Source organism: Microbacterium aerolatum (assembly GCF_007988825.1).
Lineage (GTDB): Bacteria > Actinomycetota > Actinomycetes > Actinomycetales > Microbacteriaceae > Microbacterium > Microbacterium aerolatum.
This window is the reverse complement of record NZ_BJUW01000009.1, coordinates 128713-143277: the sequence shown is the minus strand read 5'-3', so window position 1 is coordinate 143277 and position 14565 is coordinate 128713. Positions and strand designations below refer to the sequence as shown.

At 69.5% G+C, this 14565-nt stretch carries 12 protein-coding genes and 1 riboswitch; of the genes, 7 read left to right on the top strand and 5 right to left on the bottom strand.

Features of this window, described 5'->3' with window-relative positions:
* Positions 1-3: 3 nt before the first annotated feature.
* Positions 4-1305 (bottom strand): ABC transporter substrate-binding protein, encoded by a 1302-nt coding sequence (locus tag MAE01_RS11080; protein WP_147039618.1) that lies wholly within the window; start codon positions 1303-1305, stop codon positions 4-6.
* Between the two features lie 188 nt (positions 1306-1493).
* On the opposite strand from MAE01_RS11080, the gene MAE01_RS11075 reads away from it, so the two are divergent.
* The 3 genes from MAE01_RS11075 to xylB all read left to right on the top strand — a co-directional run bounded on the left by MAE01_RS11075 (position 1494) and on the right by xylB (position 5219).
* Positions 1494-2492 carry a LacI family DNA-binding transcriptional regulator gene (locus MAE01_RS11075; protein WP_147039617.1) on the top strand — a complete coding sequence of 333 codons (999 nt, stop codon included), beginning with the start codon at positions 1494-1496 and terminating at the stop codon, positions 2490-2492.
* A gap of 93 nt (positions 2493-2585) precedes the next feature.
* Positions 2586-3773, top strand: coding sequence for a xylose isomerase (gene xylA, locus MAE01_RS11070; RefSeq protein WP_147039616.1), 1188 nt, complete (start codon positions 2586-2588; stop codon positions 3771-3773).
* 153 nt (positions 3774-3926) lie between these two features.
* Positions 3927-5219: a xylulokinase gene (gene xylB / locus MAE01_RS11065; RefSeq protein ID WP_147039615.1), complete on the top strand. Its 1293-nt coding sequence runs from the start codon at positions 3927-3929 to the stop codon at positions 5217-5219.
* 7 nt (positions 5220-5226) lie between these two features.
* Here xylB and MAE01_RS11060 read toward each other — a convergent pair whose 3' ends face one another.
* Both MAE01_RS11060 and MAE01_RS11055 read right to left on the bottom strand, forming a co-directional pair.
* Positions 5227-6480, bottom strand: a complete 1254-nt coding sequence (locus MAE01_RS11060; RefSeq protein WP_147039614.1) for a D-arabinono-1,4-lactone oxidase — start codon at positions 6478-6480, stop codon at positions 5227-5229.
* A gap of 15 nt (positions 6481-6495) precedes the next feature.
* Complete coding sequence (locus tag MAE01_RS11055) at positions 6496-7413, bottom strand: aldose 1-epimerase family protein (RefSeq protein WP_147039613.1); 918 nt, start codon at positions 7411-7413, stop codon at positions 6496-6498.
* An 87-nt stretch (positions 7414-7500) separates the two neighbouring features.
* On the opposite strand from MAE01_RS11055, the gene MAE01_RS11050 reads away from it, so the two are divergent.
* Together MAE01_RS11050 and MAE01_RS11045 are read left to right on the top strand one after the other, a co-directional pair.
* Positions 7501-8220: a DUF6882 domain-containing protein gene (locus MAE01_RS11050; protein ID WP_147039612.1), complete on the top strand. Its 720-nt coding sequence runs from the start codon at positions 7501-7503 to the stop codon at positions 8218-8220.
* Positions 8217-8774, top strand: a complete 558-nt coding sequence (locus MAE01_RS11045) for a hypothetical protein (RefSeq protein WP_147039611.1) — start codon at positions 8217-8219, stop codon at positions 8772-8774. The genes MAE01_RS11050 and MAE01_RS11045 overlap by 4 nt, the downstream gene beginning before the upstream one ends.
* Positions 8775-8906: 132 nt before the next feature.
* On the opposite strand, the gene MAE01_RS11040 is transcribed toward MAE01_RS11045, so the two are convergent.
* Entirely contained in the window at positions 8907-9797 is an 891-nt protein-coding gene (locus MAE01_RS11040; RefSeq protein ID WP_147039610.1) for a bifunctional methylenetetrahydrofolate dehydrogenase/methenyltetrahydrofolate cyclohydrolase, read from the bottom strand.
* Positions 9798-9919: 122 nt separating this feature from the next.
* Positions 9920-11194: a serine hydroxymethyltransferase gene (gene glyA / locus MAE01_RS11035; protein WP_147039609.1), complete on the bottom strand. Its 1275-nt coding sequence runs from the start codon at positions 11192-11194 to the stop codon at positions 9920-9922.
* Positions 11195-11235: 41 nt separating this feature from the next.
* Positions 11236-11319, bottom strand: a riboswitch (ZMP/ZTP riboswitch).
* Between the two features lie 37 nt (positions 11320-11356).
* Here glyA and nagA point away from each other — a divergent pair.
* Both nagA and MAE01_RS11025 read left to right on the top strand, forming a co-directional pair.
* Positions 11357-12505, top strand: a complete 1149-nt coding sequence (gene nagA / locus MAE01_RS11030; RefSeq protein WP_147039608.1) for an N-acetylglucosamine-6-phosphate deacetylase — start codon at positions 11357-11359, stop codon at positions 12503-12505.
* 152 nt (positions 12506-12657) lie between these two features.
* A complete protein-coding gene (locus MAE01_RS11025) occupies positions 12658-14559 on the top strand; it encodes a sigma-70 family RNA polymerase sigma factor (protein WP_186806214.1) in 1902 nt (633 codons plus the stop codon).
* The last annotated feature ends 6 nt before the right edge of the window (positions 14560-14565 follow it).

The window sequence follows — 14565 nt, the reverse complement described above, 5'->3', positions numbered from 1 at the left end:
GGCTCAGCCCCTCGCCGCAGCATCGTTGACCTGCGCGACGAGCTTCTCAGGGTCGCCCTTGCCTGCCAGCATGTCGACGACGCCGACGTTCAGCGCGTTGCCGACGTTCTGTCCGAGAGCGGTGTCCAGCCACAGTGCGACGTACGGCGCGTTGCTGTACGCCTCCATCAGCGGAACCAGCGACGGGTCGGTGACGGCGCCGAGTGCGTCCTGCGAGGCCGGGATGGTCTGGAATGCCACGGCGTACTTCTCCTGCCAGTCCTTCGACGAGACGAAGTTCAGGAACTCCTCGCACGCGGCCGGCGAGTCGGCCGAGCACGAGTAGCCGTCGACGCCGCCCATCATGGCACCGGCTCCGCCCTCGCCGCCGTCGACCTCGGGGAACGGGAACCAGCCGAGGTCCGGCAGGGGCTTCTCGTCCGGGGTGAGGCTCGCGATCACGCCGACGTTCCATGCGCCCATGAGCTCCATGGCAGCCTTGTGGTTGGCCACCAGACCGGCGGACGAGTTGGCGCCCTCCTGTGCGGACGTGGTCAGGAAGCCGTCGTTGAACGGTTCGACCTGGGCGAAGTCGGCCAGGTTCTCCGCCGCGGTCAGCCAGCATTCGTCGGTGAAGTCCGGGTCGGTGGTGAGGTTCGCGATCAGGTCCTGGCCGCACGCCCGCAGAGCGAAGAAGTAGTACCAGTGCGCTGCCGGCCAGGCGTCCTTGGCCCCGAGGGCGATCGGCGCGACACCGGCGTCCTTGAGCTTGTCGACGGCCGCCTCGAGCTCATCGATCGTCTGCGGCTCTTCGGTGATGCCGGCCTGCTCGAACAGGTCCTTGCTGTAGAACAGGCCTCCGGGCAGCACGGCGCTCGGCATGCCGTAGATCTTGCCGTCGACCGTGAAGGCGTTGAACGGTGCCTCACCGAACGCGCTCTTGACGTCGTCGTCGACGAGGTCCGTGAGGTCCTTCACCGCACCCGCGCTGACGATGTCGGCGAGCTTTCCGCCGCCGCGCGCCATGAAGATGTCGGGCATGTCGCCGGAGTTGACGGCGGTCTGCAGCTTGCCGTCCATGTCCTCGTTCTGGATGGAGGTGACCTTGATCGTCACCTCGGGGTTCTCCTCGTGGAACGCCGCTGCGGCGTCGTCCCAGTACTGCTTGCCGTCGCCGGTGGTGGAGTTGTGCCACATCGTGAGCGTGACGTCGCCCCCTTCGGCGTCGCCACCGGTGTTGCCTGAATCACCGGAACATGCAACCAGCCCCACTGCCATCAGGGCTGCGACGGCTGCGGCAGCAGCTCGTGCATTGCGTGTCTTCATGCCGTGTTCTCCTCTTCATCGAGTGATGCACCGCCGCGTCGAGCGGTGCCGCGGCCGTGGGCGGAAGTCCCCGGGCCGAATTTGTTGCCAGCAGCACCAATATCGTGCGAGTGCCACTCTGACACCGCTCCCATGGTGATGTCAATCGATATCGATAACGTTTTCGACAATCTGGATATAGTGAGCCCATGAACCGCCGGACCACGATCACCGATGTCGCCCGCGCTGCCGGGGTGTCGGTCGCCACGGTGTCGAAGGCCATCAACGGCCGCTACGGCGTGTCACCTGACACGCTCTCGCACGTCATGACCGTCGTCGAGGACCTCGGGTACGAGAGTTCGCTCGTCGCCACCTCGATGCGTCGGCGCAGCACGAATGTGATCGGGGTCCTCGTCGCGGAGTTCGAACCGTTCGCGCTGCAGTTGCTGCGGGGCGTTTCTGCGGCGCTCGAGGGCACCGATTACGACGTCCTGGCCTATGCCGGGAGCGTGTCGGCGGGCGAGCACCTGGGCTGGGAGCGGCGGTCGTTGTCACGGCTGGGCGGCACGCTCATCGACGGGGCCATCCTGGTGACCCCGACCACCACCCGCGCCGAGACCTCGGTGCCCATCGTCGCGGTCGACCCCCATGTCGGGGCGGACGGTCCTGCCACGATCGGCGTCGCGAACCTCGAGGGCGCCAGAGCGGCGACCGACCATCTCATCTCCCTCGGCCACCGCCGGATCGCGCATCTGCGCGGGCGCACCGACCTCGAGTCGGCCCAGGAGCGCGAGCGCGGATATCGCGAGGCGCTCACCGCCGCCGGCATCCCGTTCGATCCTGCACTCGTCGTCGACGGCGGATACCGCGCAGCCGACTCCACCGCGGGCGCACACGCGATCCTCGATCTGCCGGACACCCCCACCGCGGTGTTCGCCGCGAACGACCTCTCTGCAATCGAGATGATGCGCATCGCCACAGAACGCGGGCTGCGCGTGCCGGCCGACCTCTCGGTCGTCGGTTTCGACGACATCCTCGACGCCGCCTCGCACGCGCCGCAGCTCACAACGGTTCGCCAGCCGCTCCCCGAGATGGGGACAGCCGCCGTGCGGATGCTGCTCGATGTCCTGAAGGGAAGCGATCCGGAACCGGTGCGGATGCCGACCACGCTGATCGTGCGCGAATCCACGGCCGCACCGCGGCAGTGACGCCGGTCGGCCGGGCGGATTGCGCACACTGCTCGCCTGTTATATGTTGTGCTTCACAACTTATGTTCGTCCACCGTCTGCAGAGGAGCAGCCATGCCCACCCCCACCCGCGATGACAAGTTCTCGTTCGGCCTCTGGACCGTCGGCTACAACGGCACCGATCCGTTCGGCGGCCCGACCCGCCCCGCACTGGACGTCGTGCACGCGGTCGAGAAGCTCGCCGAGCTCGGCGCGTACGGTCTGACCTTCCACGACGACGACCTGTTCGCGTTCGGCTCCAGCGACGCCGAGCGCCAGACGCAGATCGACCGCCTCAAGGGCGCCCTGGACGACACCGGCCTCATCGTGCCGATGGTCACCACCAACCTTTTCAGCGCCCCGGTCTTCAAGGACGGCGGCTTCACCTCGAACGACCGCGACGTGCGCCGCTACGCCCTGCGCAAGGTCTTCCGCCAGCTCGACCTCGGCGCTGAGCTGGGTGCGAAGACGTTCGTCATGTGGGGCGGCCGCGAGGGCGCCGAGTACGACTCCGCCAAGGACATCCGCGCAGCCCTCGAGCGCTACCGCGAAGCCGTCAACCTGCTCGGCGACTACGTCACCGACAAGGGCTACGACATCCGCTTCGCCATCGAGCCCAAGCCCAATGAGCCGCGCGGCGACATCCTGCTGCCCACGCTCGGCCACGCGATCGCTTTCATCGATTCGCTCGAGCGCCCCGAGCTCGTCGGCCTGAACCCCGAGGTCGGCCACGAGCAGATGGCGGGACTGAACTTCGCCGCAGGCATCGCCCAGGCGCTGTACCACGGCAAGCTCTTCCACATCGACCTCAACGGTCAGCGCGGCATCAAGTACGACCAGGACCTCGTGTTCGGCCACGGCGACCTGCACAACGCCTTCGCGCTGGTCGACCTGCTCGAGAACGGCGGCCCCGGCGGCGTGCCCGCCTACGAGGGCCCGCGTCACTTCGACTACAAGCCCAGCCGCACCGAGGACGAGACCGGCGTGTGGGACTCCGCCGCGGCGAACATGCGCACCTACCTGCTGCTCAAGGAGCGTGCAGCGGCGTTCCGCGCCGACCCCGAGGTGCAGGAGGCTCTGGCCGCCGCGAAGGTCGACGAGCTGTCCACCCCGACGCTGAACCCCGGCGAGTCGTACGACGACTTCCTCGCCGACCGCAGCGCGTTTGAGGACTTCGACGCCGACGCGTACCTCGGCGGCAAGGGCTTCGGCTTCGTCCGTCTGCAGCAGCTCGCCACCGAGCACCTGCTCGGCGCGCGCTGATCTCCCCCGGCGGCGTCCGGGAAGATGCGAGTGTCGGCGCACTGCATCCGCATCTTTCCGGACATCGTCCACCCGCGTGTCCGGGAACATGCGGGTGTCGTCTCAGCTGACCAGCACTTTCTCGGACACGCTCACACCGAAAAGGATGCCATCATGCCGCTCGTCCTCGGGGTCGACAGCTCGACCCAGTCCTGCAAGGTCGTCGTCGTCGACGCCGGGACGGGCGCCGTCGTGCGTACCGGTCGCGCGTCGCACCCCGACGGCACATCGGTCGATCCCGAGGCGTGGTGGTACGCACTGAACAGCGCGATCGCGGAGGCCGGCGGGCTCGACGATATCGCCGCCTGGTCGATCGGGGGGCAGCAGCACGGTCTGGTCGCGCTCGACGCGGACGGCCGCGTCATCCGCGACGCGCTGCTGTGGAACGACACCCGGTCGGCGGATGCCGCCGCGGAGCTCGTCGCGGAGTTCGGCGCCGAGCAGTTGGCCGCGCGCACGGGGCTCGTGCCGGTGGCATCCTTCACGATCACGAAGCTGCGCTGGCTGCGCGACAACGAGCCGGAGAACGCCGGCCGCGTCGCAGCCGTCGCCCTCCCCCACGACTGGCTGACCTGGCGCCTGCGCGGCTTCGGCCCGGAGAAACCCGTGCTCGAGGAGCTCGTCACCGACCGCTCCGACGCTTCGGGAACCGGGTACTGGAATCCGGTCAGCGGCGAGTACGACCGCGACCTCCTCAGCGCGGCGCTCGGCCACGATGCGGTGCTTCCGCGCGTGCTCGGACCGGACGAGCATGTGCTCGACGGCGACGGCCGACGGGTCGGCGGTGGGGCGGGCGACAACGCCGGAGCCGCACTCGGTCTCGGAGCGGCGCCCGGCGATGTCGTGGTCTCGATCGGCACGTCCGGCACCGTGTTCGCGGTGAGCAGCCGCGCTGTGACCGATCCGTCCGGCACCGTGGCGGGCTTCGCTGATGCGAGCGGCAACTTCCTCCCACTGGTGGCGACGCTCAACGCCGCCAGGGTGCTGGCGGTCACGGCATCCCTGCTCGATGTCTCCCTCGACGAGCTGAGCGCCCTCGCCCTGCAGGCCGAGCCCGGCGCCGGCGGCCTCACGCTCCTCCCTTACTTCGAGGGCGAGCGGACCCCGAATCTTCCGGATGCCACGGCCGAGCTGACCGGCATGACCCTGTCGTCGACGACGCGTCCGAACCTTGCGCGTGCGGCCGTCGAGGGCATGCTGCGCGGACTGGGCGCCGGTCTCGACGCGCTGCGTTCGCTCGGGATCCCACTGGAGCGGGCACTGCTGATCGGCGGCGGCGCACAGTCGGAGGCCGTGCAGCGCATCGCACCCGACGTCCTGGGCATCCCCGTCGAGGTGCCGGAACCCGCGGAGTACGTGGCGCTCGGCGCAGCTCGGCAGGCGATCAGCGCCCTGGGCGCCCGCTGAACCGGCGTTACAGTCCGAGCCGCGTCAGATAGTCGTTCGCGAACTTCCGCTCCGGATCGAACCTGGCCCGAAGCGCCGCGAAGTCGTCCCAGCGCGGGTAGCGACCGATCACCTCGTCACCGGGGAGGGTGAACACCTTCCCCCAGTGCGGCCGCGCCGAGACGGGCAGTGCGGCCTCGAGATCCGGCAGCAGCGCACGCACGGCCGCCTCGTCGCGCTTCCACGTGAAGTGCAGCCCGACGGCATCCGTCCGGTATGAGGAACTCAACCAGAGATCGTCGGCCTGCACGGTGCGGATCTCGTTCACGAGCAGCAGTGGGGCGATGCGGTCGGCCATGGATCGCACGGCCGTGATCGCCGCGACGGCGTCGGCCCGCGGAACCAGGTATTCGCTCTGGAGCTCGGCACCCGCCGACGGCGTGAAGTCCAGCCGGAAGTGCGGCAGCCGCAGGAACCACGGTCCAGGCACACCGCCCTGCTCGGTGGTGGCCTCGGCGGGCTCGGACAGGATCGGATGCCGCGGGCGGGTGGCCGCAACGGCCTGTAGACGTGCGGCGACCGCGGCCCTGGAGTCCGTTGAGCCGTCGGGCTGGGCCTGCTTGATCCAGATCTGGTCGGCCGCGTCCGTGCGCTGCCAGGTGGAGAATATGCTCACGCTGGTGCCGGCGCTCGTGACGGCATCGAGGTCGTCGAGGATGGCATCCCAGCGGGGCTGCTCGAACACGTGCTGCGCGTACTGCGCACTCGGCTGCACGTCGAGCGTCACGTCGAGCACGGCGCCGAGTGCGCCGAGCGAGACCACGGCGCCGTCGAAGTCGTCGTCGCCGCGCGTGATCTGACGGATCTCGCCGTCCGCGGCGAGGACGGTGAGCGCCCGCACGGCGCTCGCCAGCGACCCAGTGCGGTCGCCCGAGCCGTGCGTCCCGGTGGCGACGGCGCCGGCGATGGAGATGTGCGGCAGCGAGGCGAGGTTCGCGAGGGCGAGCCCTTGGTCCTCCAGCACGGGGGCGAGGTCGCCGTAGCGCAGCGCGCCGGAGACGCGCACGGCATCCCGACTCTCATTGACCTCGATGACCGGCGGGAGGCCGGCGAGGCTGATCTGCGTGCCGGTGGTGTCTGCGATGTCGTTGAAGCAGTGCCGCGTGCCGAGGATGCGCACGGCGGGGCGCGCGGCGATCAGGTCGCGGAGCTCGTCGACGGATGCCGGCTCGACGTACTCCGCCGCCCGGTACGTCAGGTTGCCGGCCCAGTTCTCACGCATCGCGTCCCTCTCCGCTCAGATCGCGCTGATCCGCCACGCGGCGGTGTGCTCGTCGCCCGGCGCCAGGATCACCAGGTCGGTCCCGGAGTTGAACGCGTCCGGCGGGCAGGTCATCGGCTCGACGGCGAGCCCTGCGCGGTGTGCGGCCGGGAGCGCCGGATTGTCGGCGGTGTGGATCTGCACCCACGGGCAGCTCTCGTCCCAGCTCATCGCGACACCGGAGCCGTCCGCTCCCGTGACGCGCACCTCGGCGCGGCCGTCTTCGCGGGCCAGTGCCGTGAAGGCGTGGTCGATGAAGACATCGCCGATCTGCCGCGGCATCCGGAAATCCCACTCCGGGTGCCGGTCGACCGCTTCGAGACCGGTGGGGATCAGCCGGTCTTCCGTGACCGTCAGGACCTCGGATGCCGGCAGCGACAGGGTCCAGTCGTCCACCCGTCCTTCACCGCCGACGAGGTACGGGTGCGGTCCGGTGCCCCAGGGTGCGGCATCCGCGCCGGTGTTGCGGGCGGTGACGGTCTGGGTGAGCCCGTCCGCGTCCAGCCGGTACTCGACCTCGACCTCGATGCGGAACGGGTAGCCGGTCTGTGGTTCGATCGTCGCGACCAGCACGACGCGGTCCTGCTCGACGACCCGGTCCGCATAAGCACTCCAGGCGAGCAGGCCGTGCAGGGCGTGGCCGCGCTCGGGCTCGGTGAGCGGAAGCTGATGGCCGACGTCCGCGAAGCGGTACCGCCCGTCCACGACTCGGTTCGGCCACGGTGCGAGCGTCGCTCCGCGGTAGGCGGGTCGGACCTCGTCCGCATCGAAGGGGACCACGAGGTCACGGTGGTCGTGGCGCAGCATCCGCAGCGTGGCGCCGACGGCGGCGACCTCCGCCTCGTAACCGTGGCCGGAGAGGGAGAACGGGCGACCGGAGCGAGGCGTCATCATCGTGATCGAGTCTATGACCGGCGCCGCGCGGATCGAGCGCGCCGCGCGTGGTGGCGGAATCATAGGGACTGCGGCCAGACTGGTCGCATGACCTTCGCAGCCCTGCAGCCCCTCGCCGACCGCGCAGCTCTCTTCGCCTCTCTCCGCCAGGATGCGCTCACCGACGCCGTCGACGCGCTCGGCGAGCACCGGTGGGATGCCGACATGGCTGCCGGAACGCTGACCTTCAGCGCGACGTCAGACCCCTCGCGCACGCTCGTCACCCGCCCGCACCTGGTCGCGACGATCGCACCGGGGCCGCGTTCCCTGCTGTGGGCATGGGCGCACCCGCAGGGCGACCCGCAGGGAATCGCCGCGCAGCTGCGGGACTATGGCGCGCAGTACGGGCTGACCGAACTCACGCAGTCGGAGCTCTCCTTCCCGGAGGATGCCGGGGACGACCTCGACGCCTGGATCGCCGACGCGGCGCACCAGATCGGCACGATCGCCGTGGAGATCACCGGACGCTCGCCGTACTTCGCCGCACCGATCGGCGGCGGAACGCGCGCCGTGTTCCTGCTCGATGCTCCGATCCCTGCCACCACCGTCGCCGAGGCGGCCGCCAAGCTGCCCCGCATCCTCTCCGGCCTGAACCTGAGCGATGCGCGCTCCTCGGTGTGGGATGCCGCGCGCCTGGCCGGCTGGAACATGCAGTGGACCGATGAGGAGTTCACGGGCGCGACCGTCAGCGACGACTCGGGCTCTGTGACGTTCCGCTTCGACGAACAGGCCCGCATCACCGGCATCGAAGGGAGCGCAGGCTCATGAAGAACTGGCTGATCCGCGCCGTCTCGCTCTACGTCTTCAACGTCGTCGTCCTGCTGCTGATCGGGCTGCTCATGCGCAGCGTGGCGGTCGGTTGGAACGCGCTGTGGGCCGCCGTCATCCTCACGCTCGCGACGCTGGCGCTGAAGCCGACGCTGCTGAAGGCCTTCCGCGGCGCCGCGGCGAAGTCGACCGGGTCCCGCACGAAGATCGGCGAGAAGGTCGTCCAGTACGTGCTGGTCTTCGTCGTCGAGCTGATCGTGTGGGTGCTCACGGTGCTGCTGAGCGGCGTGAACGTCAGCGGCTGGTTCTGGGGTTACGTGCTCCCGCCGCTGTATCTGCTGCTCGCGTGGGTCATCTACGACCAGATCGACGATCGGATCGAGGCGAAGACCGGCGAGGTCATCGGGTCGGTCTCCGCCCGGGTCGGTCGTCGGGATGCCAAGGCATCCGCCCCTTCTTCTTCCCCGTCCCCGTCGCCGGCGGCGAAGGCCGGGCGCGACGAGCTGAATGACGGGCTCACACCCGAACAGCGCCGCATGCTCGACGAGCTCTAACGTCCGAGCTTCTAGCGCGGGGCGTTGACCCTAAAGGCGGGCGTTGAACCTTGGTGCGGGCGTTGAGCGGAGACGGCGCAGCCGTCGGAGACGAAACGGGTTGAGCGAGCGCAGCGAGTCGAAACCGCTACCTCAACCCGCTGCCGCTGCAGCCCGCTCCGCTGCCTCGACCACGTTCGTCATCAGCAGCGCGACGGTCATCGGCCCGACTCCACCGGGGTTGGGCGACAGGTAGCCGGCGACCTCCGCGACGTCGGGATGCACGTCGCCGAACACCTTGCTCTTGCCGGTCTCCGGGTCGTCCTCGCGGGTCACTCCGACATCGAGCACGGCGGCACCGGGCTTGACGTCCTCCGCGCGGACGAGGTGCTTGACGCCCGCCCCGGCGACGATCACGTCGGCCATGCGGAGGTACGGCGCCATGTCGGGCGTGCCGGTGTGCACCTGCGTCACGGTCGCGTTGATGTCGCGGCGGGTCAGCAGCAGTCCCATCGGGCGTCCGATCGTCACGCCGCGGCCGACGACCACGACGTGCTTGCCCTTCAGGTCGTAGTCGTTGCGCAGCAGCAGCTCGATCACGCCGCGCGGTGTGCACGGCAGCGGCGTGTGGATCGGAGCGTTCACGTTCAGCACGAGTCGGCCGAGATTGGTCGGGTGGAGGCCGTCGGCATCCTTGGCCGGATCGATGCGCTCGAGGATGCGGTCGGTGTCGATGTGCTTCGGAAGCGGCAGCTGCACGATGTAGCCGTGGCAGTCCGGGTCGGCGTTGAGCTCGTCGATCAGCGCCTCGACCTCTTCCTGCGTGGCATCCGCCGGCAGCTCGCGCTGGATCGAGTTCATGCCGATGGCCTCGGACTGCCGGTGCTTCATCCCGACGTACAGCTGGGATGCCGGGTCCGCTCCGACGAGCACCGTGGCGATGCCGGGGGTGATGCCCTGCGCCTTAAGCGCCGCGACCCGCTCGGTGAGCTCGCTGCGGATCTCAGCGGCTGCGGTCTTGCCGTCCAGTGTCTGCGCGGTCATGTCACGCTCCAATCGTCAGCGCTGCCTCCCCGAGATTGCATTCCGCGGATGAGATGCACGGCGATTCCGGCGATCTCGGCCGCGGAATGCAGTCTCGCGGGCAGGAGGTGGGGGTCGGGGGGTTACTGCTGCAGGTCGGGGTACAGGGGGAACGACGTCGCGAGGGCATCGACCCTGGCCTTGAGCGCTGCAGCATCCGCTTCGGGCAGCAGAGCCAGGGCGATGATGTCGGCGACCTCGGTGAACTCGGCATCCCCGAACCCGCGCGTCGCGAGCGCCGCCGTGCCGATGCGCAGACCCGAGGTGACCATCGGCGGGCGAGGGTCGTTCGGGACTGCGTTGCGGTTCACGGTGATGTGGATGTCGTGCAGCAGGTCTTCGGCCTGCTTGCCGTCGATCGCGGCATCCCGCAGGTCGACGAGCACGAGGTGCACGTCGGTGCCGCCGGAGCGCACCGCGATGCCGGCATCCTTGACGTCCTGCTGGGTGAGGCGATCGGCGAGGATGCTCGCACCGCTGAGCGTGCGCTGCTGACGGTCCTTGAACTCGGGGGTCGCTGCGAGCTTGAACGCCGTGGCCTTCGCGGCGATGACGTGCATGAGCGGTCCGCCCTGCTGGCCCGGGAACACGGCGGAGTTGACCTTCTTCGCGATGTCGGCGTCGTTCGACAGGATGAAGCCCGAGCGGGGGCCGCCGATCGTCTTGTGCACCGTCGACGAGACGACGTGCGCGTGGGGCACCGGGTTGGGGTGCAGCCCCGCGGCGACGAGACCGGCGAAGTGCGCCATGTCGACCCACAGGTAGGCGCCGACCTCATCGGCGATCTCGCGGAACTTCGCGAAGTCCAGCTGACGCGGGTACGCCGACCAGCCGGCGACGATGACCTTGGGCTTGTGCTCGATGGCCAGGCGGCGCACCTCGTCCATGTCGACGAGCGAGGTCTCCGGGTCGACGCCGTACGCGACGATGTCGTACAGGCGGCCGGAGAAGTTGATCTTCATGCCGTGCGTGAGGTGGCCGCCGTGGTCGAGCGACAGGCCCAGGAGCGTGTCGCCGGGGCGGGCGATGGCGTGCATGACGGCGGCGTTCGCGGTGGCGCCGGAGTGCGGCTGGACGTTCGCGAACTCCGCGCCGAACAGCGCCTTGACCCGCTCGATCGCGAGGGACTCGGCGACGTCGACCTCTTCGCAACCGCCGTAATAGCGGCGGCCGGGGTAGCCCTCGGCGTACTTGTTGGTGAGCACCGACCCCTGCGACTGCAGCACGGAGACGGGCACGAAGTTCTCGGAGGCGATCATCTCGAGGAACGTGCGCTGACGGTTCAGCTCGCGGTCGAGGACCTCGGCGATCTCCGGATCGACCTCGGAGAGCGGGGCGTTGAAGTACGGATCGGTCATGTCGTCCTCTTTCGTTGCGGAAACTGCCATCGGGTGTGGATGTCATCGGCCCAGGCGCGCGGTCGAATTCCGTAACGGTCGCTCCCCGGTGGTGACCCACCCAGACGCCAGTCGCGACGGTTCGAGCATAGCGGACTCCCCCGCGCGAGGTAGGTTTTGTTCATGGTCTCAACCGTCATCCACTCCGCCCGTCTGATCACCGGCGGCACCGAGACGGCAGATGCGTGGGTGCGCTTCGAGAACGGATCGGTCGCAGCCGTCGGCACGGGCTCCGACTGGACCGATGCCGACACGGTCATCGACGCGACGGACGCCGCCGGCACCGGCGCCATCCTCACGCCCGGGTTCATCGACATCCACGGCCACGGCGGTGCAGGAGCATCCTTCGACGACGGCATCGACGCGATCCGGACCGCCCGCGATCTGCACCGGGCGCACGGCACGACCCGCGCGGTCGTCTCGCTGGTGACCGCACCGCTCGACGATCTCGCGCGCAGGGTCGGCGAGATCGCGGATCTCATGCAGACGGATGCCGACATTCTCGGCTCGCACCTGGAGGGTCCGTTCCTCGATCCGGGGCACCACGGCGCTCACGAGCCGTCGCTGCTGCGCGACCCGGTGGCCGCGGATGTTCAGCGGCTTCTGGATGCCGGTCGCGGCACGGTGCGCCAGGTCACGATCGCCCCGGAGCTCCCCGGCGGGATCGACGCGATCCGCCTGATCGTCGCCGCTGGTGCGGCAGCGGCCGTCGGTCACACCAACGCGGATGCCGCGAGGGCGGCCGCCGCGTTCGAGGCCGGTGCCACGATCCTCACCCACGCGTTCAATGCGATGCCCGGCATCCATCACCGCGCTCCCGGACCCGTGCTGGCGGCCGCCGCCGACCACCGCGTCGTGCTGGAGGCGATCGCCGACAACGTGCACCTGGACCCGACGGTCATCAAGCTGCTGTTCGATTCGGCCCCGGGCCGCGTGGCGCTCGTGACGGATGCAATGGCCGCGGCCGGCAGCGCGGACGGTCACTACGACCTCGGAGCGGTGCGAGTCACGGTGGCCGACGGCATCGCCCGCGCCGACGACACCGGCTCCATCGCAGGCTCGACGCTCACTCAGGATGTCGCATTGCAGCGGACCGTCCAGGCCGGAGTACCGCTCACCGACGCGGTGCGCGCGCTCACTCAGACCCCTGCGGAGGCGATCGGGGTCGGAGCGCAGGTCGGCGCGCTCGCTCCCGGCTTCCTGGCCGACGCCGTCCTGCTGGACGAACGACTGCGCGTGGTCCATGTGCAGACCGGCGCGCGGCTGTCTTGACTGGGCGCAATCGCGGAATCTTCAATGAGTCGGATGCGAGTTATCAACAGGGCTGGCCTCACTCGTGATTTCGAGGGAGAATGGCTCGGGCGCGTGACGCAGAACCGGCGCACGCGCCTCGTCATGCGGAGAAACCACTCCGCAGCATACGGATGACAGTGCGCAACCAGAACGAGACCTTCCACACCGAATCGGCCGCAGACGCCGAGCTGATCCTTCGCGCCCGCTCGGGTGCCGGCACGGCCTTCGCTGAGCTGTGGCGACGACACCACTCGTCGGGCATCGCCGCCGCGCAGTCGATCACGTCCAGCATCGACCCCGGCGAACTGGTTCAGGAATCCTTCACGCGGATCCACCAGGCCATCCTCAAGGGCAGCGGCCCGAACGGATCGTTCCGGGCCCACCTGTTCACAACCATCCGCAACACCGCCGCCGCGTGGGGCCGTCCCAGCCGCGACACTGTCACGGAGGAGCTCGAGACCGTCACCGATCCCGACAGCGCTGAGCTCTCGTCGACTGAGGCTCTTGATCCCGCGCTGACCGCGCAGGCGTTCCGCGGCCTGCCCGCACGCTGGCAGGAAGTCCTCTGGTACGCCGACATCGAGCAGATGGATGCCGCGCAGGCCGCACCGCTGCTCGGGATGCGCGCGGGAGCTGTCTCGCAGCTCGCATCCCGCGCGCGCGAGGGGTTCCGCGAAGCGTGGCTCCAGGTGCAGCTGCGCAGCACGGCATCCGATTCCGAATGCCACTGGGTCATCGGGCACATCGGTGCGCACTCGCGCGGCAACCTCAGCACTCGCGATCTGCAGCGCGCCGACCGGCATTTCGAGGACTGCGCACGCTGTCTCGTCGTCGCAGAGGCTGCGAAGGATGTCGCAGGCCGTCTGGCCGCCGTCCTGCTCCCGCTCGTGCTCGGCATCAGCGCCGCCGCCGGCTACACGGCGATGGTCCAGGCCGGCGGGATCCCCGCAGGCGCGACCGAGCCGATGCCGTCCAGCGTGGTCGCCTTCGGTGGAACCGCCGCAGGCCCTCGCGACATCACGGCCGCCATGACCGGTGCAAGCGCGACTCCCGGCGGCACGATCACCGGGATCGGTGCGCTGGTCGGGGCAGGCTCGGCCGCCCTCGTCGTCGCCGGTGTCGTCGCGGCGGCGACGATCGTTCCCGGTCTCGTCAATGCCAGCCCGGTGACGTCGCTCCCCAGCGCTGGAGACGCCGACGGCTCGTCGATCTCCTCCGAGGTGTCGCCCAACGGCGAGGTCGATTCAGAGGACAGGTTCCTTCTCGAGCTGAGCGAAGACGCGCCGGAGGATAAGAAGGTCGACACCGCGCCGAAGGCAGCCCCGAAAGCCGACGGCGTCCCGCCGACGGCCGATGCCGGCGCATCCGATGAGCGCGTGGAAGGCGGCGACAGCAGCGAGGCGACCGAACCGCCGGTCAAACCGAACCCGCCCGTGAACCCGAGTCCTACGCCCGAGCCCGGCGTTCCTGCCGGCGTGCCGACGTGGGGACCGGCCGATCGGACCTGCTCCGGTGACGAGCTGCGCCCGATCACCGAATATTCGGTGCCGCTCACTGGCGTCGCGAATGCCAAGGTCCGGATCGATATCGACGGAGTCGTGACCGACAGCACCTACACCGCAATTCTGGCGGGCGATGGCACCGGCACCGCTGTTCTGCAGCCCACCGACGAGCAGATCGCGTCCCACGCCCCAGTGACACTGAGCTATATCGTCGACGACGTACGGGGCGAGGTTGTCGCCATCGGGCTGAACGACCTCTACGACGGGCCGCCATGCCCGTTGCCCGAGACGCCTGAATCGGATGCCGGGACACCGGTACCACCGCCGTCTTCGGGTCCGGACGCGGACGACCCGGTCGTCGACGATTCGACGGTGACCGACGATGCAGCCGCCGCGAACGAAGCGACGGTCGCCGAGGACCCCGCTCCGGAGACGGTTTCCGTCACGGCCACCCCAGCGGAGACCGACGCGGCCGCCATGGCCGAGCCCGAGACCGCCACCGCGACCGTGGCCACCGCACCCGCCGAATAGACTGGG

Coding starts and splice junctions, on each gene's coding strand:
- glyA (WP_147039609.1), bottom strand. CDS start 11,194: ATGACCGATCCGTACTTCAACGCCCCGCTCTCCGAGGTCGATCCGGAG.
- nagA (WP_147039608.1), top strand. CDS start 11,357: ATGGTCTCAACCGTCATCCACTCCGCCCGTCTGATCACCGGCGGCACC.
- MAE01_RS11050 (WP_147039612.1), top strand. CDS start 7,501: ATGACCTTCGCAGCCCTGCAGCCCCTCGCCGACCGCGCAGCTCTCTTC.
- MAE01_RS11025 (WP_186806214.1), top strand. CDS start 12,658: ATGACAGTGCGCAACCAGAACGAGACCTTCCACACCGAATCGGCCGCA.
- MAE01_RS11055 (WP_147039613.1), bottom strand. CDS start 7,413: ATGATGACGCCTCGCTCCGGTCGCCCGTTCTCCCTCTCCGGCCACGGT.
- MAE01_RS11080 (WP_147039618.1), bottom strand. CDS start 1,305: ATGAAGACACGCAATGCACGAGCTGCTGCCGCAGCCGTCGCAGCCCTG.
- MAE01_RS11040 (WP_147039610.1), bottom strand. CDS start 9,797: ATGACCGCGCAGACACTGGACGGCAAGACCGCAGCCGCTGAGATCCGC.
- MAE01_RS11075 (WP_147039617.1), top strand. CDS start 1,494: ATGAACCGCCGGACCACGATCACCGATGTCGCCCGCGCTGCCGGGGTG.
- MAE01_RS11060 (WP_147039614.1), bottom strand. CDS start 6,480: ATGCGTGAGAACTGGGCCGGCAACCTGACGTACCGGGCGGCGGAGTAC.
- MAE01_RS11045 (WP_147039611.1), top strand. CDS start 8,217: ATGAAGAACTGGCTGATCCGCGCCGTCTCGCTCTACGTCTTCAACGTC.
- xylA (WP_147039616.1), top strand. CDS start 2,586: ATGCCCACCCCCACCCGCGATGACAAGTTCTCGTTCGGCCTCTGGACC.
- xylB (WP_147039615.1), top strand. CDS start 3,927: ATGCCGCTCGTCCTCGGGGTCGACAGCTCGACCCAGTCCTGCAAGGTC.